The 24008-nt window shown below is 71.7% G+C and carries 22 protein-coding genes, 1 tRNA gene and 1 riboswitch; of the genes, 14 read left to right on the forward strand and 9 right to left on the reverse strand.

Annotated elements, in window-relative coordinates:
• Positions 1-103: 103 nt before the first annotated feature.
• Entirely contained in the window at positions 104-595 is a 492-nt protein-coding gene (locus ACZ6AA_RS16875; RefSeq protein ID WP_471458640.1) for a heme-degrading domain-containing protein, read from the reverse strand.
• Positions 592-1674 carry a Gfo/Idh/MocA family oxidoreductase gene (locus tag ACZ6AA_RS16880; protein ID WP_471458642.1) on the reverse strand — a complete coding sequence of 361 codons (1083 nt, stop codon included), beginning with the start codon at positions 1672-1674 and terminating at the stop codon, positions 592-594. Before ACZ6AA_RS16880 ends, ACZ6AA_RS16875 begins: the two co-directional genes overlap by 4 nt.
• A 56-nt stretch (positions 1675-1730) precedes the next feature.
• On the opposite strand from ACZ6AA_RS16880, the gene ACZ6AA_RS16885 reads away from it, so the two are divergent.
• The 13 genes from ACZ6AA_RS16885 to ACZ6AA_RS16945 all read left to right on the forward strand — a co-directional run bounded on the left by ACZ6AA_RS16885 (position 1731) and on the right by ACZ6AA_RS16945 (position 14693).
• Positions 1731-2885 carry an ROK family transcriptional regulator gene (locus ACZ6AA_RS16885; protein ID WP_468483243.1) on the forward strand — a complete coding sequence of 385 codons (1155 nt, stop codon included), beginning with the start codon at positions 1731-1733 and terminating at the stop codon, positions 2883-2885.
• Positions 2886-3093: 208 nt separating this feature from the next.
• Complete coding sequence (locus ACZ6AA_RS16890) at positions 3094-3837, forward strand: hypothetical protein (protein ID WP_468449938.1); 744 nt, start codon at positions 3094-3096, stop codon at positions 3835-3837.
• Positions 3838-4053: 216 nt separating this feature from the next.
• Complete coding sequence (locus tag ACZ6AA_RS16895; RefSeq protein ID WP_471458645.1) at positions 4054-4842, forward strand: GntR family transcriptional regulator; 789 nt, start codon at positions 4054-4056, stop codon at positions 4840-4842.
• Positions 4843-5030: 188 nt separating this feature from the next.
• The gene (locus ACZ6AA_RS16900; RefSeq protein ID WP_468449936.1) at positions 5031-6152 is read left to right on the forward strand and encodes a TIGR03364 family FAD-dependent oxidoreductase; all 1122 of its coding nucleotides are present in this window, start codon (positions 5031-5033) and stop codon (positions 6150-6152) included.
• Entirely contained in the window at positions 6146-6856 is a 711-nt protein-coding gene (locus ACZ6AA_RS16905) for a phosphonatase-like hydrolase (protein WP_468483244.1), read from the forward strand. The genes ACZ6AA_RS16900 and ACZ6AA_RS16905 overlap by 7 nt, the downstream gene beginning before the upstream one ends.
• The gene (locus tag ACZ6AA_RS16910) at positions 6853-7905 is read left to right on the forward strand and encodes an ABC transporter ATP-binding protein (RefSeq protein WP_468449934.1); all 1053 of its coding nucleotides are present in this window, start codon (positions 6853-6855) and stop codon (positions 7903-7905) included. The genes ACZ6AA_RS16905 and ACZ6AA_RS16910 overlap by 4 nt, the downstream gene beginning before the upstream one ends.
• A 16-nt stretch (positions 7906-7921) precedes the next feature.
• Positions 7922-8818 (forward strand): 2-aminoethylphosphonate ABC transporter permease subunit, encoded by an 897-nt coding sequence (locus ACZ6AA_RS16915; protein WP_468450236.1) that lies wholly within the window; start codon positions 7922-7924, stop codon positions 8816-8818.
• Entirely contained in the window at positions 8805-9632 is an 828-nt protein-coding gene (locus tag ACZ6AA_RS16920) for an ABC transporter permease (RefSeq protein WP_471458647.1), read from the forward strand. The genes ACZ6AA_RS16915 and ACZ6AA_RS16920 overlap by 14 nt, the downstream gene beginning before the upstream one ends.
• Before the next feature lie 68 nt (positions 9633-9700).
• The gene (locus tag ACZ6AA_RS16925) at positions 9701-10777 is read left to right on the forward strand and encodes a 2-aminoethylphosphonate ABC transporter substrate-binding protein (RefSeq protein ID WP_471458649.1); all 1077 of its coding nucleotides are present in this window, start codon (positions 9701-9703) and stop codon (positions 10775-10777) included.
• 112 nt (positions 10778-10889) lie between these two features.
• Positions 10890-12392, forward strand: a complete 1503-nt coding sequence (locus ACZ6AA_RS16930; protein ID WP_471458650.1) for an alkaline phosphatase family protein — start codon at positions 10890-10892, stop codon at positions 12390-12392.
• A 79-nt stretch (positions 12393-12471) separates the two neighbouring features.
• Positions 12472-13251: an HAD-IIA family hydrolase gene (locus ACZ6AA_RS16935; RefSeq protein WP_190113904.1), complete on the forward strand. Its 780-nt coding sequence runs from the start codon at positions 12472-12474 to the stop codon at positions 13249-13251.
• A 217-nt stretch (positions 13252-13468) separates the two neighbouring features.
• A complete protein-coding gene (locus tag ACZ6AA_RS16940) occupies positions 13469-14005 on the forward strand; it encodes a hypothetical protein (protein WP_471458651.1) in 537 nt (178 codons plus the stop codon).
• A 61-nt stretch (positions 14006-14066) separates the two neighbouring features.
• Positions 14067-14693: a class F sortase gene (locus ACZ6AA_RS16945; protein ID WP_468450234.1), complete on the forward strand. Its 627-nt coding sequence runs from the start codon at positions 14067-14069 to the stop codon at positions 14691-14693.
• Positions 14694-14758: 65 nt separating this feature from the next.
• Here the strand turns inward: ACZ6AA_RS16945 and ACZ6AA_RS16950 are convergent, their stop codons facing one another.
• The 3 genes from ACZ6AA_RS16950 to ACZ6AA_RS16960 all read right to left on the reverse strand — a co-directional run bounded on the left by ACZ6AA_RS16950 (position 14759) and on the right by ACZ6AA_RS16960 (position 17267).
• The gene (locus tag ACZ6AA_RS16950) at positions 14759-15496 is read right to left on the reverse strand and encodes a CbtA family protein (RefSeq protein WP_471458652.1); all 738 of its coding nucleotides are present in this window, start codon (positions 15494-15496) and stop codon (positions 14759-14761) included.
• A 233-nt stretch (positions 15497-15729) separates the two neighbouring features.
• Positions 15730-15957 (reverse strand): CbtB domain-containing protein, encoded by a 228-nt coding sequence (locus tag ACZ6AA_RS16955; RefSeq protein WP_030358276.1) that lies wholly within the window; start codon positions 15955-15957, stop codon positions 15730-15732.
• 34 nt (positions 15958-15991) lie between these two features.
• Positions 15992-16141: riboswitch (cobalamin riboswitch) on the reverse strand.
• A gap of 349 nt (positions 16142-16490) precedes the next feature.
• Positions 16491-17267 carry an ANTAR domain-containing protein gene (locus tag ACZ6AA_RS16960; protein ID WP_468449928.1) on the reverse strand — a complete coding sequence of 259 codons (777 nt, stop codon included), beginning with the start codon at positions 17265-17267 and terminating at the stop codon, positions 16491-16493.
• Positions 17268-17429: 162 nt separating this feature from the next.
• Between ACZ6AA_RS16960 and ACZ6AA_RS16965 the strand changes: the two genes are divergently transcribed.
• On the forward strand, positions 17430-18467 hold the full coding sequence (locus ACZ6AA_RS16965; RefSeq protein ID WP_468483249.1) for a glycoside hydrolase family 6 protein: 1038 nt from the start codon (positions 17430-17432) through the stop codon (positions 18465-18467).
• 157 nt (positions 18468-18624) lie between these two features.
• On the opposite strand, the gene glxA is transcribed toward ACZ6AA_RS16965, so the two are convergent.
• From glxA to ACZ6AA_RS16985, 4 genes are all read right to left on the reverse strand, one after another.
• Positions 18625-20562, reverse strand: coding sequence for a radical copper oxidase GlxA (glxA, locus tag ACZ6AA_RS16970; RefSeq protein WP_471458653.1), 1938 nt, complete (start codon positions 20560-20562; stop codon positions 18625-18627).
• Positions 20559-22601, reverse strand: a complete 2043-nt coding sequence (locus ACZ6AA_RS16975; protein ID WP_468483250.1) for a glycosyltransferase family 2 protein — start codon at positions 22599-22601, stop codon at positions 20559-20561. The genes glxA and ACZ6AA_RS16975 overlap by 4 nt, the downstream gene beginning before the upstream one ends.
• A 324-nt stretch (positions 22602-22925) precedes the next feature.
• On the reverse strand, positions 22926-23639 hold the full coding sequence (locus tag ACZ6AA_RS16980; protein ID WP_468449925.1) for a FadR/GntR family transcriptional regulator: 714 nt from the start codon (positions 23637-23639) through the stop codon (positions 22926-22928).
• A 124-nt stretch (positions 23640-23763) separates the two neighbouring features.
• Positions 23764-23837 (reverse strand) — tRNA-Lys (locus ACZ6AA_RS16985).
• Positions 23838-24008: the final 171 nt, after the last annotated feature.

Here is a 24008-nt window from a genome sequence, read left to right on the forward strand (position 1 = left end):
TCCCCAGCCCCCCCCCCCTCCCCCCCCCCCCTCCCCCCCCCCCCTCCCCCCCCCCCCCCCCCCCCCCCCCCCCCCCCCCCCCCCCCCCGGTCCGTACGGGTCGTCAGGACGCCGTGAAGCGCTCCAGGGCCGCCACCACCAGCGCGTGATCCGCGACCTGGGGGAGGCCCGAGACGACCACCGTGCCGATGACGCCCGCGCCCTCGACCGCGATCGGGAAGGCGCCGCCGTGCGCCGCGTACCGGTCGGGGTCGAGGCGCGAGGACTCCTCGAACGTCGTGCCCTTGGCGCGGAACCTGCTGCCCACCAGGTACGACGAGCAGCCGTACCGCTCGACGACGCGGCGCTTGCGGTCGATCCACGCGTCGTTGTCGGGCGTCGAGCCGGGCAGCGCGGCGTGGAACAGCTGCTGGCCGCCGCGCCGGATGTCGATGGCGACCGGCGCCTCGCGCTCGCGCGCCATCTCCACCAGGAGCGAGCCGAGCGCCCAGGCGTCGTCGTACGAGAAGCGACGGAGCGTCAGGCAGCGTTCCTGCTCCTCCAGTTCGGCGATGGCGGGGGCGGCCGGGGCCGGTGTCGTGGGCCGCGTCGTCACAGCGTCACCGCCACGCCCTCGCGGGCCGAGCGGCGCGCGGCCTCCAGGACGTCGAGGGTCGCCGCGGCCTCCTGTGCGGTGACCGGGTTGTCGCCTTCGCCGCGCAGCGCGGCGGCCACGGCGGCGTAGTACGCGGGGTAGTCGCCCGGCAGCGTGGGCTCGGGGCGGCCGCCGCCGGTCAGTGGGGACTCGCCCGAGCCGACCTTGCCCCACAGGGCCTCCGGCTCCACGCCCCACGGGTCCTCGTCCGTCGGCCGCCTGCCCTCGCGCAGCGCGGCCTCCTGCGGGTCGAGGCCGTACTTCACATAGCCCGCCGCCGAGCCGAGCACCCGGAAGCGCGGGCCGAGCTGGGCCGTCGTCGCGCTCACGTACAGGTGCGAGCGGACGCCGCCCGCGTGCGTCACGGCGATGAACGTGTCGTCGTCGGCCCGCGCGCCCGGCCTGCGCACGTCCGCCTCCGCGTACACCGCCGCCGCCGGGCCGAACAGGACCAGGGCCTGGTCGACCACATGGCTCCCCAGGTCGTACAGCAGGCCACCGATCTCCTCGGGGTCGCCGGACTCGCGCCAGCCGCCCTTGGGCTGCGGGCGCCAGCGCTCGAAGCGGGACTCGAAGCGCTGGACGTCGCCGAGGCCGCCCTCGGCGAGCAGCTTGCGCAGCGTGCGGAAGTCGTTGTCCCAGCGGCGGTTCTGGAACACCGAGAGCAGCAGGCCGCGCTCGTCCGCGAGGGCCGCCAGGTCGCGGGCCTCGGCCGCGGTGCCCGCCAGCGGCTTGTCCACGACGACCGGCAGGCCCGCCTTGAGCGCGGCGGTCGCGAGCGGAACGTGCGTCTTGTTCGGCGACGCGACGACGATCAGGTCGAGCTCGTCCGCCCGGGCCCACAGCTCTTCGGCGTCCGCCGCGCAGCGCAGGTCCGCGCCGAACTCGGCGCGCGCCTGCGCCTGCCGCTCGGCGTTCGACGTGACGACCGTGTCCAGGGCCAGGCCCTCGGTCGCGGCGATCAGGGGGGCGTGGAAGACGGAGCCCGCGAGGCCGTAGCCGATCAGGCCGACGCGGAGGTCGTTCGTGCCTTGAGTCATGCCCTCTACTTTGGCAACGCTGTTGCCAAAGTGCAAGCGAGGCCCACAATGGGGGTGTGAACAGGGAGAACGAGGCCGCGTTCGGCGGCGGGGCGAATCTGCGGGCGCTGCGCGGGCACAATGCGGCGCTGGTCCTTGACCTGCTGCGGGGTGCCTCCGGCGGTGGGGGCGGGGGTGTCGGTCGGCTTGAGCTCGCCGCTCGGACCGGGCTCACGCCGCAGGCCGTCAGCAAGATCGTCGCTCGGCTGCGGGGGGAGGGGCTGGTGGCCGACGCGGGGCGTCGGGCTTCCACCGGGGGCAAGCCGCAGACGCTGCTGCGGCTCGTTCCCGGGGCGGGGTACGCGGTGGGGGTGCACCTTGAGCGGGACTCCCTGGTGGCCGTGCTGGTCGACCTGACCGGGGTCGTCGTCGCCGAGCGGCGGGCCGGGCTGGACTTCGCCGGTGGGGTCGATGCCGTGGTGGAGGTTGCCGCGGGCGCGGTTGCCGCGCTGGTCGGCGCGGCGCCGACCGGCGCGGAGGCGGCGGGGGCGGTCGTCCTCGGGGTGGGTGTCGCCCTGCCCGGGCCCCTCGACCACGCATCCGGGGTGTTGCACCGCGTCACCGGGTTTCCCGAGTGGGACGGGTATCCGTTGCGGGATGTGCTGGCGCGGCGGCTGGGGTTGCCCGTGGTGGTGGACAAGGACACCAATGCCGCCGCGCTCGGGCTCGCGTTGGGCGGGGCCGCCGAGTCGTTCGCCTATCTGCACTTGGGGACCGGGCTCGGGGCCGGGCTCGTGCTGGGCGGGGGGCTGTACCGGGGGGCGCGGACCGGGGCCGGGGAGTTCGGGCATCAGGTGGTGCAACTGGACGGGCCGGTCTGTGAGTGCGGGGACCGGGGGTGTGTGGAGGCGCTGTGCCTGGCCGCCGTCGCGCGGGGTGACCTCGACGAGGCCGCGCGCGTGCTCGGGACCGCCGCGGGCAACCTGGTCGCGCTGCTCGACATCGACCTCGTGCTGCTCGGCGGGCGGACCGTCGGCGCCGCCGAGGAGTTGTTCGTACGGGGTGTGGGTGCCGTCGTCGCCGAGCGGGCCCGGCGCGAGGGCGCCCGGGCGGCCGTCGGGGTGCGGGTCGCGCCCGGCGGTGACCGGGGCGTCGCGGAGGGCGCCGCGCAGCTCGTCCTCGCCCCGCTGTTCGGCCGGGCGAGTGCCGCCTTTCCCGCCAATCGGACTTGACGAAGAATCGGCTGTTAGGGGGGAATCGGCCAGCCGAACGGGTCGCCGACGGCGGTGGGACGGGTGCGGGGTCGCGCGCGCGTGGCAGGGTCTGGGCCGCGACCCGTTGCCGCCCGGCCGCTTTCCGGGCAGCTCAACGGGCGCTGTTCCGCCGTCAGTTCGGCCGTCCCCGGCGTCCCCGCGCCCCGGCCGCCAGCAAGGGCTCCCCATGCGACTTCGCAGTTCTCTCGCGGCAGGCGTCGCCGCCGCCGTCACCCTCGTGCCCGCCGGGGCCGAGGCGGCGGCCGCCGGTGACCCGTCGCGCGAGGGCGGCCCGGGCGCACTGCGGCCCACCTGCGCGAAGGGAGCCGGGGACGGGTTCCCGATCAGCACCCGCATCAGCGGCGGCCCCGCCACGTACGAGCGCGGCGGCGGCTTTCGCGAGTGGTCCCTGGAGCTGACCAACACCACGGACGACACCTGCGGAAACGTCCATCCCGTCATCGTGCTCGTCGACGGCGCCAAGTCCCTGAAGCCCCGTCAGATCCAGTTGGAGTACGACGACGGGGCGCGGCGGCGGCCGGTGCGGTTCGAGCGGACGGACCGGGACGAGACCATCGGCGTCCTCGGCGGCGCCGGGCCCGACGCGGGCCCCGGCCTCACCCTCGCCCCCGGCGGCACCCGCACCGTCGGCCTCCGGCTCGCCTTCACCTCCGACGCGGCGCCCGGCGGGGTCGTGGCGAGCGCCGCCGTGGTGCGGCGCCGCGACGACGACGGGGACTGGGTGGGCGCCTCCAACGACTACGTGTTCGACATCGTCGGGGCGGGCGGCCCGGCCGCCGAGTCCCCCGGCGAACTCGCGAAGACCGGCCCGGGACGTCTGCCCGGGCTCGGGGTCACTGCCGCTGCCCTCCTCCTCGGCGGCGTGGCCCTTGTGGTGGGATCTCGGCGCCTTCGGGCCAGAGGGCGCTGACACAGCCGTCCCGCCGCCTCCGAAAAGGCCGTGTCCGTGCCGCCCCAGCCGAAGCACCACCCGGCGGCACGGGCCCGGCCTTCTCCGCACCCCGTCCCGCCGCGTCCCCGCCATGCCCCCCCCGCGTCCCGCCGTGAACAACCGGCCGTGCCCCCGCCGCCCCCACGCGAGGCACGCCCGCCCACCCCCACCCCCGCGACGTGCGAACATCTGCCCGTGGACAAGCCCAACGCCGCCCCGCCCGACCACCTGCGCGACCAGGCTCCCGGAGCCCCGATCCGCTCCGGCATCCCCGAGCACGGCCGCATCCCGAAGTACTACGCCGTCAAGGCCCGCATCGCGGAGCTGATCGACGAGTTGGGCGACGGGCAGGCGCTGCCGACCGAGCGGGACCTGGCCGAGCGGTACGAGGTCGCGCGCGAGACCGTGCGGCAGGCGCTGCGCGAACTGCTCCTTGAGGGCCGTCTGCGCCGCCAGGGCCGCGGCACCGTCGTCGCCGGGCCCAAGCTGGAACAGCCCCTGTCGCTCGCCAGCTACACCGAGGGCGTCCGCAGGCAGGGCCGCACCCCCGGACGCAGCCTCATCTCCCTCGACCGCTTCCCGTGCCCGGCCGTGCTCGCCGCCGACATAGGGGTCCCGGTCGGCGAGCCCGTCTGGCACATGGAGCGGGTGCTGCTCGCGGACGAGGAGCGGGTGGGCCTGGAGTCCACGTACGTCTCCGTGGAGCGGGTGCCGCGCCTGGACCAGGACTTCGAACCCGACTCGTCCTTCTACGCCTACCTGCGCGAACGGCTCGGCATCCCCTTCGGCGACGCCGACGAACGCATCGAGACGGTGCTCGCCACCCCGCGCGAGGCGCTGCTCATCGGCACGCCGCCCGCGCTGCCGATGCTCCTGATCCACCGCGTCTCGCGCGACACCGAGGGCCGCCCCCTGGAGCGCGTGCGCACCCTCTACCGGGGCGACCGCTTCTCCTTCACGACGCACCTGGCCAGCGAGGGCTGACCCTGCCCGGCGGCACACTCCGGCGGCGCGCGGGGCCGAAAACCGGCCGAACCGCCCCTTCCCGTACGCCAGTTGACCCCTCATGATTACGGAACGGTAACGGGTCTAGTCCAAGCTTGATGGGCCGTTCACCGTCCCGTTGCCAACCGGCCCCCGCCGGGTCACCCGTCGACAGGAGCGTTGCCGTCGTGAGAGTCATCGTCGTAGGAGCCGGCGTGGTGGGAACCATGCACGCCTGGCACGCAGTGGAGCGCGGCCACGAGGTCGTACAGATCGAGCGCGAGAGCGAGGCCCGCGGGGCGTCGCTCCGCAACTTCGGGCAGATATGGGTCAGCGGCCGCGCGGGCGGGGAGGAGCTCGACACCGCGCTGCGCGCCCGTGAGCTGTGGGAGGACATCGGCGCCCGGGTCCCGGGCCTCGGCTTCCGGGCCATCGGCTCGCTGACCCTCGTACGCAACGAGCGCGAGCGGGCCGTCGCCGAAGCCGCGCTCGCCCGCCCCGACGCGGCGGCCCGCGGCTACAAGCTGCTCGGCGCCGCCGAGGCCCGCGCGCTCAACCCGGCCCTGCGCGGCGAGTTCACCGCCGCCCTGTGGTGCGAGCGGGACGCCGCCGTCGAGCCGCGCACCGCCCAGCTGCACCTGCGCGCGGAGCTGCTCAAGTCGCCCCGCTACACCTTCCTGCCCGGCCGCGAGGTCCGTGAGGTCGTGGGTGCGGGCGCCGTGCGCGACGACCACGGCGACGTGCACCGCGGCGACGTCGTGGTGCTGTGCACCGGCGCCTGGCTCGGCGGGCTCGTGCGGGAGCTGGCGCCGGAGCTGCCGGTGCGCCGCGTCCGCCTCCAGATGATGCAGACCGCCCCGCTCGGCGAGCCCCTCACCACGTCCGTCGCCGACGCCGACAGCTTCCGCTACTACCCGGCGTACAAGTCACCGGAGCTGGACGCCCTCAACGCCGGGCAGGCCCAGGCGCCGACCGCCGCCGCCCACAAGATGCAGCTCCTGATGGTGCAGCGCGCCGACGGCGGCCTGACCATCGGCGACACCCACGAGTACGAACACCCCTTCGCCTTCGACACCCTCGAAGACCCCTACGACCACCTCACCGAGGTCGTCGAGGGCTTCCTGGGGCGCCCGCTGCCGAAGATCCAGCGGCGCTGGGCCGGGGTGTACGCGCAGTGCGTCGACACCAGCCGGGTCGTCCACCGCGAGCAGGTGCGGGGCGGCGTCGTGCTGGTCACCGGGCCCGGCGGGCGCGGCATGACCTGCTCGCCCGCCATCGCCGAGAAGACCGCCGACGAGCTGGGATGGTGACGGAATTGACCGCGTACGAGAACGTCCGACTCGTGGTGCTCGACATGGCGGGCACCACCGTCGCCGACGGCGGCCTGGTCGAGCAGGCCTTCGCCGCCGCCGCGCGCGAACTCGGCGTCGAGGAGGGCTCCGCCGACCACGCCGCGAAACTGGAGTACGTCCGCGCCACCATGGGCGAGTCCAAGATCTCCGTCTTCCGGCACCTGTTCGGCGACGAGGCGCTCGCGCAGCGGGCGAACGTGGCCTTCGAGAAGGCGTACGGGCAGCTCGTCGACGGCGGCCGCATCGCCCCGATCCCCGGGGCGCGCGAAGCCATCGAGGAGCTGCGGGCCGACGGCCTGACCGTCGTCCTGAGCACCGGCTTCGCCCGCGTCACCCAGGACGCCATCCTCGCGGCACTCGGCTGGCGCGACCTGGTCGCCCTCACCCTGTGCCCCGCCGACGCGGGCGGCCGCGGGCGCCCCTACCCCGACATGGTCCTCGCCGCGTTCCTGCGCACCGGCGCCGCCGACGACGTCCGCGAGATCGCCGTCGCCGGTGACACCGCGTACGACATGCGCAGCGGCGTACGGTCCGGGGCCTCGGTCGTCGCCGGGGTGCTCACCGGAGCCCACGACGCGGCGGCCCTCACCGACGCCGGAGCCACCCACGTCCTCGGCTCCGTCGCCGAACTGCCCGCGCTGCTCCGGGGTTCCGGCCGATGAGCAGCGGCATACGCTTCGACTCCGTCTCGGTCGCGTACGGCGGGAACGTCGTCCTGGACGGGCTGGACCTCACCGTCGAGCCCGGCGAGGTCATGGCGCTGCTCGGGCCCTCCGGCTCCGGCAAGACCACCGCGCTGCGTGCCGTCGCCGGGTTCGTGCGGCCCGCGTCCGGGCGGGTGCTCATCGGCGACCGCGACGTCACCTCGCTGCCGCCGCACCGGCGCGGCATCGGCATGGTCGTCCAGCAGTACGCGCTGTTCCCGCACATGCGGGTCGAGGACAACGTGGCCTTCGGCCTCAAGGCGCAGAAGGTCTCGCGGGCCGAGATCCCCGGGCGGGTCGCCGACGCGCTCGAACTGACCGGCATGGGCGCCTACGCCAAGCGCTATCCCCGGGAGCTGTCCGGAGGGCAGCAGCAGCGCGTCGCCATCGCCCGGGCTCTCGCCATCCGGCCCGGGGTGCTGCTGCTCGACGAGCCGCTGTCCGCGCTCGACGCGCAGCTCCGGTCCGGAATGCTCGCCGAACTCGCCCGGCTGCACCGGGAGTTGCCCGACGTCTCGATTCTGTACGTCACCCATGACCAGGTCGAGGCGCTCACCCTCGCCGATCGGATCGCCGTCATGGACCGGGCCCGGCTGCAGGACTGCGGGACTCCGCAGGAGCTCTACCGGAAGCCTCGGAACGAGTTCACGGCTTCGTTCGTGGGCAACGCGAACCTCCTGCCGGTCTCTGTGGGGGAGGGCTCGGTCTCCCTGGGCGGGGCCGAGTTGAAGGTCGACACCGGGGAGGTGGCCTCGGGGGTTTCGGCGACCTTGTGTGTGCGGCCGCATCTGGTCGGGCTCGGGCCCGGGCCCAACTCGCTTGCCGGGAAGGTTTCCGAGGTGCAGTGGCGGGGCGCTACGCATCGGGTGTTCGTCGATGTGGGGGGTCACTCCGTGAAGGCCGATGTGCGGGAGCTTCGGGAGCCGCCCGTTCTGGGCGGTGAAGTCACCTTGCACTTCGCGCCGGAGGACGCTGTGCTGCTGGCCGCAGGGGTGACCGATGGGTAGTCCAGCTGAGCGCCTGATGGACGGTGGCCGTCGGCCTGGGGCTGTGCCCACCCGTCCCGCCCTGCGGGACGATTGCCCACAGCGGGGATGGAGGGTTCCGGCGTTCGTCTGGGCCCTGCCGCCCGTCGCCCTGCTCGGGCTCGTCTTTCTCTATCCCCTCGCCCTCGTCGTGCAGCAGTCCGTGCAGCCCGACACGGGTGGGACCTCGCTGCAGCCGTACTCCGACGTGTTCGCGTCCGAGTCGTTCCGGGAGGCGCTCGGGACGACGGTGTGGCTGGCCGTGGGGGCCACCGTCGGGTGTCTGGTGCTGGGGTTCGCGCTCGCGCTGGTCATTGCCTTCGTGCCCTTCCCCGGGGGGAAGGCCGTCGCCAAGTTCATCGATGTGTTCCTGTCCTTCCCGTCCTTCCTGATCACGCTCGCGCTGCTGTTCATCTACGGCACCAAGGGCATGGCCAACGGGCTGTGGACGGATGCCACGGGGGCGGGCGGGGACGGTCCCTTCCAGTTCCTGACGACGCCGTGGGGCGTGCTGCTCGCCGAGATCACGTACTTCACGCCGTTCGTGATGCGGCCGCTGCTCGCCGCGTTCTCGGCGATCGACACGGCCCAGCTGGAGGTCGCCTCCTCGCTGGGCGCGCGGCCCCTGCGGGTCGTACGGCAGGTCATCCTGCCGGAGGCGCTGCCCGCGCTCGCCGCCGGCGGCAGCCTCGTCCTGGTGATGTGCCTGAACGAGTTCGGGATCGTGCTCTTCACCGGGGCGAAGGACGTCACGACGCTGCCGATGCTCGTCTACAGCAAGGCGATGCTGGAGTCCGACTACCCGGCGGCCTGCGTCGTCGCCGTCGTCAACATCGCGATCTCCGTGGGCCTGTACGGCCTCTACCGGGTGGTGAGCCGTCGTGCTGGTGCATAGCCGCAAGGGCAAGTGGGCGACCTGGGCCCTCTTCTTCGTGCTGTTCCTGCCGCTGTTCGCGCTGCCGCTGCTCGTGATCGTCGCGGCGTCGTTCGCCGGGCACTGGTCGGGGGCGTTCCCGTCCGGCTTCACCGGCGAGCACTACTCGGCCGCCACCCGCGGCGAATCCCTCCAGGCCCTCACCACCAGCCTGCTCACCGCCCTCGGCGCCAGCATCGTCGCGCTCGCCGCGGGCACCTGGGCCGCGCTCGCCGCCGCCGCGCTGAAGGGGTGCGGGGAGGGCACGTCACGGCTGTCCCGGCTGTGCGGGCGGACCCTCGACACCCTGTTCATGCTGCCCGTCGCCGTGCCGTCGGTGGTCGTGGGCCTCGCGGTCCTCGTCGCCTTCAGCAAGCCGCCGATGATCCTCAACGGCACGTCCACGATCGTCGTCCTCGCGCACGCCATTCTTGTCACGGCGTTCGCCTACCAGTCGGTCGCGGCCGCCATCGTGCGTCTCGACCCGGCGTACGAGCAGGCCGCGGCGTCCCTGGGCGCCCGGCCCGCGTACGTCCTGTGGCGGGTGAAACTGCCCCTGCTGCTGCCGTCCCTGACCGCCGCCGCCGGGCTCTGCTTCGCCCTGTCCATGGGCGAGCTGAGCGCCACGATGATGCTCTACCCGCCGGACTGGACCCCGCTGCCCGTGCGGATCTACGCCGCCACCGACCGCGGCGCCACCTTCACCGGCGCCGCCCTGGCCGTGGTCCTCATGACGGCGACGCTGCTCGTCCTGTTCGCCGTGTCGAGGGTCCGCACGAAGGCCTCCTACCGCTGACCACCCCCCACCCCCCCAACTCCCCTTCCCCTGTGTTCCGTTGTGACTCGTTAGGAGTACGACACGTCATGTTCCGCCACCCCCGCGTCCCCGTCCGCACGCTCGCCGCCCTGTCCGGCTGCCTCGTCCTCGCCGGCACCCTCACCGCCTGCGGCGGGAACTCCGCCGCCTCCGACGCCAAGGTCGTCACCGTCTACAGCGCCGACGGCCTCAAGGGCGAGAACGGCGACGGCTGGTACGACAAGGTCTTCAAGGACTTCGAGAAGAAGACCGGCATCAAGGTCAAGTACGTCGAGGGCGGCTCCGGCGAGATGGTGCAGCGCGCCGTCCGTGAGAAGTCCAACACCCAGGCCGACGTCCTCGTCACGCTGCCGCCGTTCATCCAGCAGGCCGACGAGAAGGGCCTGCTCCAGACGTACGAGCCCAAGGGGTCCGAGCAGGTCGACGGCGCCAACAAGGCGTCCGACGGCAAGTGGACCTCCGTCGTGAACAACTACTTCGGGTTCATCCACAACAAGAAGGAACTGGGTGGCGCCAAGGCCCCCAAGACCTGGGACGAGCTGACGGACGGCACGTACAAGAACAAGCTCCAGTACTCCACGCCCGGCGTCGCGGGCGACGGGACCGCCGTCCTCATCAAGGCGATGCACGACTTCGGCGGCAAGGAACCCGCCATGAAGTACCTGGAGAAGCTCCAGTCCAACAACGTCGGCCCGTCCGCCTCCACCGGCAAGCTCGCCCCCAAGGTCGACAAGGGCGAACTGCTCGTCGCCAACGGCGACGTCCAGATGAACTACGCGCAGTCCAAGGACATGCCGAACCTCGGCATCTGGTTCCCGGCGAAGAAGGGCAAGAAGCCCACCACCTTCGCGCTGCCGTACGCGGCCGGTCTGGTGAACAAGGCGCCGCACAGCGCCAACGCCAAGAAGTTCCTCGACTACCTGCTCAGCCGCACCGCGCAGGCGCAGGTCAGCGAGATCGGCGGTGGCTTCGCCGCCCGCAAGGACGTCAAGGCCACCGACGCCAACGCCATCGCCCTCGACAAGCTCATGGACGGCGTCGAGGTCTTCGAGCCGGACTGGGACGACATCTCCAAGAACCTCAAGTCGTACGTGGAGGAATGGAAGTCGGCCACCGGCAGCTGAGCACCCTCGCCGTCGCCTCCGACGGCAACGAGCCCGGACCAACGCCCCTGCACCGCCAGGGGCGTCGGTGTGCCCGCACGCCCCGCTCCAGCCAACTCCCCCCGGAGGAACCGTGTCCCACGGCCCGTCCCGCCGCTCGCTCCTCGTCTCCGCCGCCTCCCTCGGCGCCGCCCTCGCCGTCACCGCAGGACCCCTCGCCGCCGCCCGAGCCGCCGCGCGCAAGCCCAAGATCCTGATCATCGGGCTCGACGGCGCGCTCCTGAACCGCATCAAGGACGCCGCCGCGCCCACCCTCAAGTCCCTGATGGCCGACGGGCTCACCGCCCCCAGCGCCCTCTACGCGAGCCCCCTCGCGCCCACCTCGTCGGGCCCCGGCTGGTCGACGCTCCTCACCGGTGTCTGGCCCGACAAGCACAAGGTCCTCAACAACGACTTCACCGGCCACGACCTGGCCCGCTACCCGGACTTCATGACCCGGGCCGAGGCCGCGAAGCCGTCCCTGAACACCTACGCCGTGTCCTCCTGGGCGCCCATCACCGACACGATCTTCTCGCCGAAGGTCGACGCCCGGGTCTCCACTCCGGCAGCCGAGTACGACACCGGCACCACCGCGCGGGCCGTCGCGAGACTGCGCGACACCGACCCGGACGCCGTGTTCGTGCAGCTCGACAACATCGACCACGCCGGGCACAGCGACGGCGCCGCGAGCCAGGCGTACCTGGACGCCGTCCGCACCGCCGACGGCCAGGTCGGGCAGCTGCTCGCCGCCGTCGCCTCCCGTCCCTCGTACGGCGCCGAGGACTGGCTGATCATGATCACCGCCGACCACGGCCACACCGACGCGGGCGGTCACGGCGGGTCCAGCTGGGCCGAGCGGCAGACTTTCCTCATCGCGCGCGGCGGCGGTACGGCCGCCGGGTCGGTGCGGCACGACGTGCGGATGCCCGACGTCGCCGCCAGCGCCCTCGCGCACCTGGGCGTCCCGATCGACCCGGCCTGGGGCCTGGACGGCCGCCCGATACAGCAGCCGTCCCCGGACGACTTCGACGCGCTGCGCGCCACGCTCAAGCCGCCCGTCGACGAGACCGGCGTCGGCGCGGGCGTCATCGGCTTCACGCACACCCCGCCGAGCGGCTGGTCCGTCGACAACTCCCGGATGGGCGGCGGCGGGGTCACCGAGTGGCGCGGCTGGTCGTTCACGACCGACGAGTTCTGGACCAAGACCCAGCGCGACCAGCAGCGCGAACTCAACATCCGCGCCCGGAACGTCTTCGCCGTCGCCGACGGCGACGAGTGGTCCGACAAGGCCGTCACCGGCACCTTCGACTCGACCCTGATCAGTCCCGCGTACGAGGTGCGGGGCGGGGCCGCCGCCACCCTCATGTACACGACCTTCTACCGCCACGAGGCGCCGCAGCAGGGTCAGGTGCTCGTCTCCTACGACGGCGGGGCGCCCGTCGTCGTGAAGACGTACGCCGCCGACACCCCCTCCGTCGTCGAGTCGCTGCGGCTCCAGGTCCCGGCGGGCGTCCGGACCGCTCAGGTCCACTTCCGCTACACCGGGGGCAACAACTGGTTCTGGGTGATCGACGGGGTGAAGATCAGCGCATCGTGATTAGGCTGGGGGCGTCGGCACACTGTCGTCCCGGCGCCCCCAGCAGCATCAGTTCGCGCAGACCGCAGGAGTGCACCCCATGGCAGAGCGCAAGCCCATCGAATCGTGGCTCACCGACATGGACGGCGTGCTCATCCACGAAGGCGTGCCGATCCCCGGCGCCGACGCGTTCATCAAGAAGCTGCGCGACTCGGGCAAGCCGTTCCTGGTCCTCACCAACAACTCCATCTACACCGCCCGTGACCTCCAGGCCCGGCTCAACCGCATGGGCCTCGACGTCCCCGTGGACAACATCTGGACCTCCGCGCTCGCCACCGCCAAGTTCCTCGACGACCAGCGGCCCGGCGGCACCGCGTACGTCATCGGCGAGGCCGGACTCACCACCGCCCTGCACGACATCGGGTACGTCCTCACCGACCACGCCCCCGACTACGTGGTCCTCGGCGAGACTCGCACCTACAGCTTCGAGGCCATGACCAAGGCCGTCCGGCTCATCAACGGCGGCGCCCGCTTCATCTGCACCAACCCGGACGAGACCGGGCCCTCCACGGAGGGCCCGCTGCCCGCCACCGGCGCCGTCGCCGCCCTCATCACCAAGGCCACCGGCAAGCAGCCGTACTTCGCGGGCAAGCCGAATCCGCTGATGATGCGGACGGGGCTGAACGCGATCGGGGCGCATTCCGAGACGAGCGCGATGATCGGGGACCGCATGGACACGGATGTCCTCGCCGGACTGGAAGCCGGAATGGAGACCTTCCTGGTCCTCACCGGGCTGACGACCCGCGCCGACATCGACCGGCACCCGTTCCGCCCGTCGAACGTGGTCGACTCGATCGCCGACCTGGTCGACAGGGTCTAGGGAGCCCCCGTAAGGGGCGCGGGGAACTGCGCGACCAGCCACGTACAAGCCGCAGACGCGTCTGCCACGTCACCCGGCAGATGCGTCTGCGGCTTTTTCTGGGCTGAGCGCGCAGTTCCCCGCGCCCCTTACGGGGCTCCCCCCGGCCCTCGGACGGGTGTGTCGGGGGTGCGGGGCACCGGGGAGGGCGGGAACCTGCTGGTACAGGAGGTTCACGATGGGTATATGTTCGCTCGCCGTGCGTGGCGTCGGCGCCGCCGTCCTCGTCGCCGTGTGGGCGCCCCCGCCGGCGACCGCGCATGACCAGGATCAGGTGAAAGCCCAGGTCACCCCGGCGAACGTCACCCCGGGTGCCCGGGTCGACGTACGGGTGAAGGGGTGCGACGGCACCACCGGCGCGGCGGGCTCCGGGGCGTTCACCCGGGACGCCGAGCTGACCGGCCGGGACGGCAAGGGGAACACACTGTCCGGGACGACCCGCATCCGCACGGGTGTGTCCGGCACGTACGAGATCACCGTCACCTGTGACGGACACCCGCACCAGGGCGTGGGCACCGTCCAGGTCAAGGGCGCGGCCCGGACCCCGAGTGCCCCGGTCCGCGCCGGAGGCGGCGGCACCGCCTCCCTCACCGCAGCCGCGGCCGAGGCCGAGGAGGCGGGCCCCGGCACCCGGCACGCCGTCATCGGCCTGGTCCTCGCGGGTGTGGCGGCCGTCGCCGTGGCGCTGCGCAGCGTCCGCCGCCGACCGGAGTGACGCCGTGACGGGCCCGGACCCGGACGCCGCCCCGCACCCGCCCGGCACGAGCCGTCTCGTCATGGGCGTGGCCTGGGCGTTCCTGCTCGTCGGCCTGTGGCTGTGGGGCAACGAGATCACCGATGTGCGCGGCGGCCTCTCCGACCCGACGACGGGCGACGTCGCCGCCGTCGGCCGCCCCGCCGGGGTCGACCTGCCGCCCCCGCACGAGCCGCTGGCCGCCGCCCGCCCGCAGCGCGTCGACGTACCGGGCCTCGGCGTCCGCGCCCCCGTCGTCGCCCGCGGCCTGGACGCGGAGGGCGCCATCGACCCGCCGTCGTTCGCGCAGCCGGGTGTCGTGGGCTGGTACGGGGGCGGGGTGCGCCCCGGCGCCCGCGGCACGTCCCTGTTCGTGGGGCATGTCGACACCGAGTCCAAGCCCGCCGTCTTCTACCACCTCAGCGCCCTGCGCCCCGGCGAGAAGGTGCGCGTGACCAGGGACGACGGTTCCGTCGCCGAGTTCACGGTGGACGACGTGCAGGTCCTCGGCCGCGACGACTTCAGCGCGCGCACGGCCTACGGCCCCCGTGAGGAGGGCCGGGCCGAACTGCGCCTGATCACCTGCGGCGGCACCTTCGACCGCGCGAGCCGCACGTACTCGGCCAACGTGGTCGTGTCCGCCTACCTCACGGGGGCCGCGAAGCCGTAGCCGTCGGCTCACCGCGGCCGCGAGGCCGAAACAGTCGGCTCACCGCGACCGCGATGCCATAACCGCTAGCTCACCGGCGCCGCCGAGCCGTAGCCCGCCGCACCGGCCGTGACCGGCTCCTTCGTCCGCAGGGCGCGCAGCCCGAGGCCGCCGAACACACCCGCGAACACCGCCCACAGCAGCACGTGCGACGCCAGGGACAGCATCCGGAAGTCCCACAGCAGGGTCGCGCTGACCGGGACCGGATCGGGGTTGTCGGGCAGCGCCCACAGGAGCGCGAGGACCGCCACCGCCGTCACGGCGGCCGCACACTGCCGCACCGGTACGGGGCGCGCGGCGAGGCGTACGTACACCTGCCACACCAGGAACATGCCGAGCACGCCGAGGACGACCGCGCCCAGCCACATCTCCTGCCGGTCGCCCACCGTGCCCGCGTCGCCGACCCCGGGCGGGGCCGCCGGATAGCGCAGCGCGGGGAACAGCGACACGGCGCAGAACGCGGCCGCGCAGAACGCGAGGGCGCGCGGCCACGGGTTGCCCCGCGGATCACGCCGGTGCACGAGCGCGTACGCGACGGCGAACAGCACGCCGATCGCGAGCCCCGCCACGACCAGCGCGATCACCAGGCCCGCGTGCTGGGTGGAGCGCGAGAACAGCTCCTCGTGGTGCTGGACGGCGCCACCCGCGGGCTCGTGCTCGTGCGAACGGGCCTCCTCGGCGCGGATCGCCTTGTCCATCAGGGGCTCGGCGAGCAGCAGCGAGAACAGTCCCGCGGCGAGCCCGCCGAGCGCTCCGGCGACCATCCCGCGACCGAGCAGCGGCAGCACGGGGGAGCCGCCGGTCCGGGCGCGGGCGGGGGCGCGGGAGGTGTCGGGGGGCGCGGATGTATCAGTGGTCCCGGGCGACTTGGGGGGTTCGCCGGAGAGGTCGGGGGAGGAGTCGGGGGAGGGATCGGGAGAGGGATCGGGGGAAGTGCCGGGAGCGGTGGGAGAGTTCGGGGAATTCGGGGACGTCGGCATGGTGCGTGCGGCCCCGATCAGTGGCAGGGAGCACCGAAGAGGTGCCGGCCGTCGTGAGCGAACTCGTGCAGGTAGTCGCCGGTCGCCGAGATCAGCGAGCCGTTGTCCATGAAGACGGCGTACAGGGCGATCAGTGCGACGATCGCCGCGGCCGCGGCGATCAGCCAGTCGCGGGTCTCGATCGTCGCGGACTGTATCGCCGCCGTGTCGCTGTGTGGTGCGCTGTGCGCAGACGTGACGGACATGTCGGTGGGCCTCCTTCTGGGGTTTCCACGCCCCATGGCAGGAGGACGACGGGTCAGTTCCTGACTTCCGCGCGCGGGCGAGCGGTGGCTCGCGCGGGGTAACAGTGGCGGGACCGTCCCGGAGTCGCACCGGGTTCCTGGCAACCGTCGCCTCGATGTATGGACTTGTCGCCCGGAGAGTCCCAGGTGGTCATGGACACTGTCAACCAGTCCTCGCGCCCCTGACGTGCGGACTCGTGTGCACGGCGCACGCCCCGGCGCGCGGCGGCGCGGACACAACCTGGCCCGGCCAACGACCCGCTCCCCCCGGAGTCGTCGACCGGGCTGGTCCTCGACCGCGCGCGCTCGAGCTGCGGGAGAAACCCGGCGCCGGCACGGGAGGCCTTGGATGGTCCCAACGGTGTGGCTGGTCCCAACGGTGTGGAATAAGGCAACTCCGGCCGGGGGCTTGGGCCGTAGGACAGACTCTAGAACGGAAGACGCCCGTGGCCTAGAGGGCTTTTGACGCCAAGTCCTCCTCGCGCTCCGCTGCGTTACGAGTCCCCGCCGAGCAATGTCGCGTCGTCCAGGGCGCCTTCGATCACCATTCCGGCGACCACGTCCATCACCAGGCGCTCCCGGCGCGCGTGCCGCCGCAGCGCCTCGAACGCCACGTCGAGGCCGGTCCGCCAGCGCTCGGCCAGTATCCCCTTGGCCTGCTCGATGCGGATGCGGCTGGTCAGGGCGGCCTGCAACTGCCGGGAGAGGTCGCGGTACTCGGCGTACGCGCGGTGGTTGTGCAACCCGACTCCGGCGGCGTCGGCGAGCGCCTGCGCGAGCACCAACGCGCTGTCCTCTTCGCCCTCTTGCGGACGGACGTGGGGCCGGTTCCCGTTCGGCGCCGGTGCCACGAAGACGTTCAGCGCGCCGAGCACCCGCTTGCGGGCCCGCAGCGGCACCGCGAACGTGGCTTCCACGCCTCGCGCGCGGGCCCGTTCCGTGAAGCCGGGCCAGCGGGCGAGCGCGTCGGCCGAGGTGAGCCGGACGGGCGGCACGGGGCAGCCGGTGCCGTAGGACTCCAGGCAGGGGCCGTCCACCGCCTGTGCTTCGAGGAGGTCCCGGGCCAGCTCACCGCCCTTGTCGCTGACGGCGAGGCGGACGGTGCTGCCGGCGTCGGCGTACATCACGCCCGCGGCGAGAACCCCGAGGAGTTCGGCGCAGTGCTGGCAGACGCGGCGCAGATGGCGCTGCGCGTCGAAGTCGTCGGCGGTGGTGTCGGCGGCCTCCACCAGGGCCTGCGCCAGCCTGTGCGCAGAGGTGCGGTCCAGCATGACGCTCCCCTTCTTGCCCGCCCCCCACGGCCCCTCGCCTACCCCGGTTCGGCGGGCTGTAACAGGTCTCCTACAGGTGTGTCGTCGAGGCGGTCGGACCTCGTGGGCCGCACCCAGTTATGTCAGGATTGAGCACCGGACTGTGCACCCTAGGGGGAGTGGATGTACCGCAAAATCACAGGTCGCGCGCGGGGCTACGCGGCCAGGGGGGTGTCGGTGACAGTGGCGCTCGCGGGGGCCGCGCTGCTGCTTTCCGGGTGCTCGTCGGACGGTGACGGCAAGGACGAGGAGGGCTCCGGCAACGGCGTCAGCCAACAGCCCAAGGGCAAGGACCCGTTCTGGGTCAACCCCGAGGGGACCGCCGCCAAGCAGGTCGCCGCGTACGACAAGGACGGCAAGAAGGACGACGCCGAGCAGATCCGCAAGATCGCCGAGCAGCCCGTCGGCGAGTGGATCGGCCCGGAGAAGCCCGAGGAGGAGGCCCGTGGGTACACGGAGGCCGCCGAGAAGGCCGACCGGGACGCCCTCCTCGTCCTCTACAACATCCCGCACCGCGACTGCGGCCAGTTCTCCAAGGGCGGCGCCGCCGACGGCAACGCCTACCGCGCGTGGATCGACGGCGTGGCCAAGGGCATCGGCGACCGGCACGCCACGGTCGTCCTGGAGCCGGACGCGGTCCTCCACATGGTCGACAAGTGCACGCCCGAGCAGTTCCACGAGGAGCGCTACGACCTCCTCAAGGGTGCCGTCACCAAGCTCAAGTCCCTGAAGAACACGAAGGTCTATCTCGACGCGGGCAACGCGGGGTGGTCGCAGCCCGACTCGCTGCACGACCCCTTGAAGCGCTCGGGCGTCGAGCTGGCCGACGGGTTCTCCGTGAACGTCTCCAACTTCCAGACCACGGACGCCAGCAAGGCCTACGGCAAGACGCTGTCCTCGAAGGTCGGCGGGAAGCCGTTCATCATCGACACGAGCCGCAATGGGAACGGGCCCTATACGGGTAAGGGCAAGGACCCTTGGTGCAACCCGCCCGGGCGGGCGCTCGGTGAGGCTCCCACCGTCAACACCGGTGATGACCTCGTCGACGCCTATGTATGGGTCAAGCGGCCCGGGGAGTCCGACGGGACGTGTCGCGGTGGCCCGCAGGCCGGGCAGTGGTTCCCGGAGTACGCGCTCGCGCTGGCGAAGGCGAGTAAGTAGGGCCCCGTAAGGGGCGCGGGGAACTGCGCGCTCAGCGCGCGAAAAGCCGCAGACGCATCTGCCGAGTAACTGAGCAGATGCGTCTGCGGCTTTGTTGTGGCTGGTCGCGCAGTTCCCCGCGCCCCTTAAAAGCCCCTTACGGGGCCCCGCTACAAGCTCACGGCACGTGCACCCACTGGGCCTTGCTGGGGGTGCCCTTGTCGTCAGTGACAAAGAGCATGTACCAGCCGGACTCGACCAGGCTGCGGTTCTTCGGGATGGTGACCGTCAGACCCTTCGCGGTCTTCTTCATGTCGAGGGCGATCGACGTCTGGTCGATGTCCGTGACGTGGGTCGTGGCGGACGGCCGGATCAGCCGGGCCTTCTTGATCGACGAGGCGTGCCGGGTCGGGAAGGTCCCGGAACCGCCGCGCGCGATCTTCTTGGGGCCCTCGCCCAGGGTGGGCTGGGAGCCGTGGTACAGGTACGGCGGCGTGTAGATCTCCACCCGCTGCTCGAAGACGCCCGGCTTCGTGTTGCCCTTGTCGGAGTACAGGGAGTCCGAGCCGAAGAACATCACGCGGCCGTCGGGCAGCAGGATCGAGCCCGAGTGGTAGTTGCGGCCCACGAGCGGGTCGGCGACCTTGTCGAAGGTGTTGGACGTCGGGTCGTAGATCCGGGCCTGCTTGATGTTGGAGGCGCCGCGCCCGCGGTAGTCCTCGGAGCCGCCGGAGACGAGGACGGAGTCGTCGGGCAGGACGGACGCCTGCGGATAGCGGGTGCCCTTCTCCAGCTCCGGGCCGTCGCGGAACCGCGGGGCTTTCTCCTTCAGGTCGACGATCCGGGTCTTCGGCGAGGAGTCCTTGGACTCGCCGACGCCACCGCCGCCGACCACCATGTACCGCTGGTCCTGCGCGGGCGGCAGTTCCACGGTGTTGGAGGTCTCCAGGAGGTCCGGGTCGCTCATGCCCGGGATCTTCTGGAACTTGTTGGTCTCCAGGTCCCAGATGCCCGGCTTGCGGCCGACGTCGTCAGGGCCGTAGCCCGCGTTGGAGCCGGAGTAGAAGAGCTTGCCGTCGGCCATCTGGAAGATCGCCGGGTAGGTCGGGAACTGCCGGACGCCCTTGGTGTACGTCCACTTCTTGGTCTCGGGGTCGTACACCTCGTTCTTGCCCGGCACCAGCTGGCCGATCTCGTCCAGGCCGGAGAGGGAGAGCACCTTGCCGTCGGTGAGCGTGGTCAGCGTGGGATACCAGCGGGCCTCGTTCATCGGGTCGACCTTGATGTACTTCTCGGCGACCGGGTCGAACTCGAAGGTGTCCTTGATGCCCTGGAAGTCCTTCTTGTCCAGGGCGAGCTTCTGCGCGATGCCGTACGTGTTGCGGGTGTCGCCGCCGCTGAGGCCCTGCACGCGGTAGTTGTCCTGGGTGCCGGTCTCGTACTTCGCGCCGCTCGCCTGCGCCTCGACGTAGATGCGGCCGAGGCCCGGGTCGTTGCGCAGGAACGCGCCGGTCTGCTTGTCGAAGACCTTCTTCGCGCGCTCGACGACCACCGGGTCCTTCGACACGAACGTCTTGCCGTTCTTCTTGCCGGTGAACTTGGTGCCCGCGGGCAGCGTGATCGGCTTGTCCGGGTTCTCGTTGTGCACGATCATCAGGCCGCCGGCCTTGGTGACGTCGCCCTTGAGCTTCTCGTAGCGCTTGGTGCCGCCCGCGATCAGGAGCTTGCCGTCGGCGAGCTGGGTGTGGCCGGTGCAGAACAGGTCGACGGGCGTCGGGATCTTCTTGATGGTGTTCTTGATCGGGTCCCACAGGCGGGTGTCGAACTTCTTGTCGTCGAAGTTCTTCTGGTTGTTGCCCGACCCGGCCACCATCAGGATCTTGCCGGTGTGCAGCAGCGACGCGTGGATCGTGTTCTGCCGGTACTCCTCCGGGAAGTCGATGACCTCCCACTTGCCGTTGGCGGCCTTGTACTCCGGCTGGTTGATCTTGTAGTTGTGGTACTTCTCGGAGCCCACGCGCCACAGCCAGGGGCCGTTCATTCCGGCCAGGGCCAGTACCACCGCCGTACCTATCGCGATCCGGCGGACGCGGCGGCGGCTGGACGGGTCTTTCATTGTTCGTGGCTCCCGAGGGCGGTCTGCATGGTCTCGTCATTCGAGGCCCAACTGGGCTTCTGCTGCGGTGCGTGCGGCGCGGGACGCGCGTGCGGGGGCGCGGAGTGCGGTGCGTACTGCTGCGGTGCGTACGGCTGGGGCGCGTGCTGCTGCGGGTACGGCTGCGGGTACTGCTGTGGCGCGTGCACGGTCGGGGCCGCGTGCCGGGGCTGGGGCACCTGCGGCTCGGCGGGGCCCGTGGCGGGAGCGGCGGCCTTCTTCTTCTCCTGCCGCATGCCGTGCCGCCAGGCGAAGATCGGCGCGGCCGTGACGAGCAGCGCGAACGTGGCCCAGATGATCATCGCGGGATGCGCGTGGTCGTACACGTACGCCGCGGCTATGGACCCCGCGAAGACCAGGATGAAGAACAAGTGGATGCGGAACGTGCCGAACAGCGTGTCCGGGCTCGCCGAGTCGCCCTTGGGCGTCACCACGAACGAGGACTTGCGGCGCAGCACCGCGTCCATCAGGGAGCGCGCGTAGATCGGTGCGGACAGCGCCGACATCACCATGCCCGCGATGCCCCCGGAGCCCTCGGGCTCGTGCGGGGAGACGTTGTGGCGGCGGTTCCAGATGTACAGGCCGATCTGCAGCGCCGACGCGTTGCCGTACAGCATCAGCCAGATGGTCGGGTCGATGTTCACGCCGGACGCGCCGAGGCCCAGGAACAGCGCGCAGCTGAGGGCCGCGAGGATCCAGTTCATCGCGGACATCGGGTAGAAGATGACCATCATCGTGTAGTTGAAGAGCCGTCCCGGGGGCAGCGAGAAGGGTGCCTTCCAGAACTGCTTGAGGATGGTCTCGTACGTTCCGCGCGACCAGCGGAGCTGCTGGGTGAAGAAGTCCGTCCAGGCGTTCGGGCCCTCGCCGACGGCCAGCACGTCCGGGGTGTAGACCGACTTCCACTTCTTGCCCGTGGCCGGGTTCTTGTGGCGGTGGATCTCGAAGCCCGTCGCCATGTCCTCGGTGATCGAGTCGTACAGACCGCCGATCTGCTTCAGCGCGCTGATGCGTACGGCGTTGGAGGTGCCGACGAACATCGGGGAGCCGTAGGCGTTGCCCGCGCGCTGGATCAGGGCGTGGAAGAGGAACTGCTGGGACTCGGCGGCCTTGGTGACGAACGTGTCGTAGTTGCCGTAGACCTGCGGGCCGATGACGAAGCCGACGTCCGGGTCGCGGAAGAAGCCGAGCATCCGCTCCAGGTAGTTGGGCATCGGGACGTGGTCGGTGTCGACGGAGGCGAAGTAGTCGTAGCCGTCGCCGTGCGCGTCCAGCCAGGCGTTGTAGTTGCCGTGCTTGGTCTTGGCGCGGTGCGGGCCCTTGGCCTGGTTCCACTTGGCGATGCCCTTGCGGGAGAAGTGGTGCACGCCCAGGCGCGCGCAGACCTGCTTCACCTCCGGGTCGTCGCCCTCGTCGAGCAGCCAGACGTGCAGGAGTCCGCGGTGGCGCAATTTCACCGCCGCTTCCAGGGTCTTCGTCACCATTTCGATCGGCTCCTTGCCGGGCACGAACGAGGTGAGGAAGGCGACGCGGGTGCCGTTCTCGGGCACCACGGGGATCGGGTCGCGGGCGACGAGAGTGGCGTGTGCGTTCGAAAGGACGTTCATGCAGCGGAAGAACTCGATCAGGCCGATCGAGACGAGCATGACAACGTCGAGCACCGGCAGCCAGTCGTTCGCCACATAGTCGCGCTCCGTCCAGTGCTCGGGCTGCAGCAGCCAGGCGAGCAGGACGAGGGAGAGCAGCGGGGCCGCGCCGAGCATCAGCGCGGCGCGCAGGCGGTGCGGTTCCTGGGACAGCAGCGAGCGGTACTGGACCTTGTACGGCTTCGCCGGGTCCGGCTGGGTGAGGGGCCCCGCAAGTCGGCTGTAGTGCTCGTAGTCGTACCGCGGCAGTGATTTCTTGATGCGTCTGAAGCCGCCCGTGCGGTTCGAGAGGACCCGCAGCTGGGTCGTCTGGGACGGGTCGTTGCTGCCCTGCCCCGTCGGCGTCGACGTCATGAGTCATCCCCCCGCACGCGATCGCCCGCGTGTTCGTCGGTCCTCCGCCCGCCCGGTCCCCCTCGACCTTCGCGGACGCATCAGTGGCAGGCCACCTTCCCGTAGGACAGCGAAAGGCGACCTTCCGGTTGCATGATGCCCCCCTTGGCATCCGTTCATGAACGCGGGGACCCCCGTCCAGGCGTTCACGCGGGCACTCTCACCGCCGGCGTGCGAGCCCCCCAACTGCCCTGCGCCGCACGCCTCATGAGAGCCGGGCCGGGCCCGGGCCTCCCGTCAGGGTTCTACGCGCCCAAGCATGATCGCAAGAGCGAAACAAGCAGTTTACCGGTCATAACTGGGGTGAGGGACGGCTGTTGAGGCAGGTGCGCTCAGCCGGGTGCGAATGTTACCGAAGTGTTCCCGTATCGCCCGCTCGGCGCGGAGCACGTCCGAGGAGCGCACCGCGTCCAGGATCTCCCGGTGCTGGCGGCAGGTGACCTTGGGGTCCTGGGGAATGTCCACCAGGTCCGTACGAACCCGGTGGAAAGCGTCCCAGAACGCCTCCAGGACCTCGCTGAGCAGGCGGTTTCCCAGGCACCTGTAGAGCGCGGCGTGGAAGGCGCGGTCGGTCTCGGCGCGCACGGCGCCGTCCGGGCCCGCGGCCTCGGCGTCCATGCGGTCCACCAGGGCGTCGAGGTCCGCGAGGTCGGCGGGGGGTATGGACCCGGCGAGGCGGGCGATCAGGCCGGTCTCCACGGCCTCGCGCAGTTCGAGGAGCTGGAGCAGGCTGTCCTCGCCCCGGTAGTGGCCCGCGACCGTGCGGAACGTCAGGCCCTCGATCATCGGGGCCACCGACATCGGTCCGACGTAGGTGCCGAAGCCGTGCCGGATCTCGACGATGCCCATCGCCTGGAGCGCCTTCAGCGCCTCGCGCACCGAGTTCCTGCTGGCGCCGAGCCGCTCCATCAGCTCCGGCTCGGTCGGCAGCACGGCCCCCGAGGGCAGCCGCTGGTCGATGATGAGCTTCTTGATCCGCTCCTGGAGGTCGCGTGGCATGGCGCAACCGTAGCGGTCGCACCGGACGGGTCCCAGGGGTGCGCGGGGGCGCCGGGGGCATCGGACGGTCGCGTGAACAGTACGAAAAGGCCCTCCGTCGGAACGGAGGGCCTTTCGCTGTCTGTGCGCCGCCAGGGACTCGAACCCCGGACCCGCTGATTAAGAGTCAGCTGCTCTAACCAACTGAGCTAGCGGCGCCTGCTGACCTGGAGAACTCTACCGGATGGTGAGGGGTGCTTCTGACCACCCCGGGGGGCGCCCGGCCCCCACCGGGGGAGGCCGGGGTGTTCGTGGCGGAGGGCGGGAGTGGTGCGCTGCATCATTCGGACCGTCAACATGCGCCATCCCCGGACAGTTGAGAAGCTGACG

The sequence above is a fragment of the Streptomyces sp. NPDC040610 genome (assembly GCF_055594065.1).

Coding starts and splice junctions, on each gene's coding strand:
- ACZ6AA_RS16905 (WP_468483244.1), top strand. CDS start 6,146: ATGGTGACGGAATTGACCGCGTACGAGAACGTCCGACTCGTGGTGCTC.
- ACZ6AA_RS16975 (WP_468483250.1), bottom strand. CDS start 22,601: ATGACGTCGACGCCGACGGGGCAGGGCAGCAACGACCCGTCCCAGACG.
- ACZ6AA_RS16945 (WP_468450234.1), top strand. CDS start 14,067: ATGGGCGTGGCCTGGGCGTTCCTGCTCGTCGGCCTGTGGCTGTGGGGC.
- ACZ6AA_RS16880 (WP_471458642.1), bottom strand. CDS start 1,674: ATGACTCAAGGCACGAACGACCTCCGCGTCGGCCTGATCGGCTACGGC.
- ACZ6AA_RS16940 (WP_471458651.1), top strand. CDS start 13,469: ATGGGTATATGTTCGCTCGCCGTGCGTGGCGTCGGCGCCGCCGTCCTC.
- ACZ6AA_RS16965 (WP_468483249.1), top strand. CDS start 17,430: ATGTACCGCAAAATCACAGGTCGCGCGCGGGGCTACGCGGCCAGGGGG.
- ACZ6AA_RS16890 (WP_468449938.1), top strand. CDS start 3,094: ATGCGACTTCGCAGTTCTCTCGCGGCAGGCGTCGCCGCCGCCGTCACC.
- ACZ6AA_RS16950 (WP_471458652.1), bottom strand. CDS start 15,496: ATGGTCGCCGGAGCGCTCGGCGGGCTCGCCGCGGGACTGTTCTCGCTG.
- ACZ6AA_RS16910 (WP_468449934.1), top strand. CDS start 6,853: ATGAGCAGCGGCATACGCTTCGACTCCGTCTCGGTCGCGTACGGCGGG.
- ACZ6AA_RS16915 (WP_468450236.1), top strand. CDS start 7,922: ATGGACGGTGGCCGTCGGCCTGGGGCTGTGCCCACCCGTCCCGCCCTG.
- ACZ6AA_RS16980 (WP_468449925.1), bottom strand. CDS start 23,639: ATGCCACGCGACCTCCAGGAGCGGATCAAGAAGCTCATCATCGACCAG.
- ACZ6AA_RS16955 (WP_030358276.1), bottom strand. CDS start 15,957: ATGTCCGTCACGTCTGCGCACAGCGCACCACACAGCGACACGGCGGCG.
- ACZ6AA_RS16935 (WP_190113904.1), top strand. CDS start 12,472: ATGGCAGAGCGCAAGCCCATCGAATCGTGGCTCACCGACATGGACGGC.
- glxA (WP_471458653.1), bottom strand. CDS start 20,562: ATGAAAGACCCGTCCAGCCGCCGCCGCGTCCGCCGGATCGCGATAGGT.
- ACZ6AA_RS16960 (WP_468449928.1), bottom strand. CDS start 17,267: ATGCTGGACCGCACCTCTGCGCACAGGCTGGCGCAGGCCCTGGTGGAG.
- ACZ6AA_RS16925 (WP_471458649.1), top strand. CDS start 9,701: ATGTTCCGCCACCCCCGCGTCCCCGTCCGCACGCTCGCCGCCCTGTCC.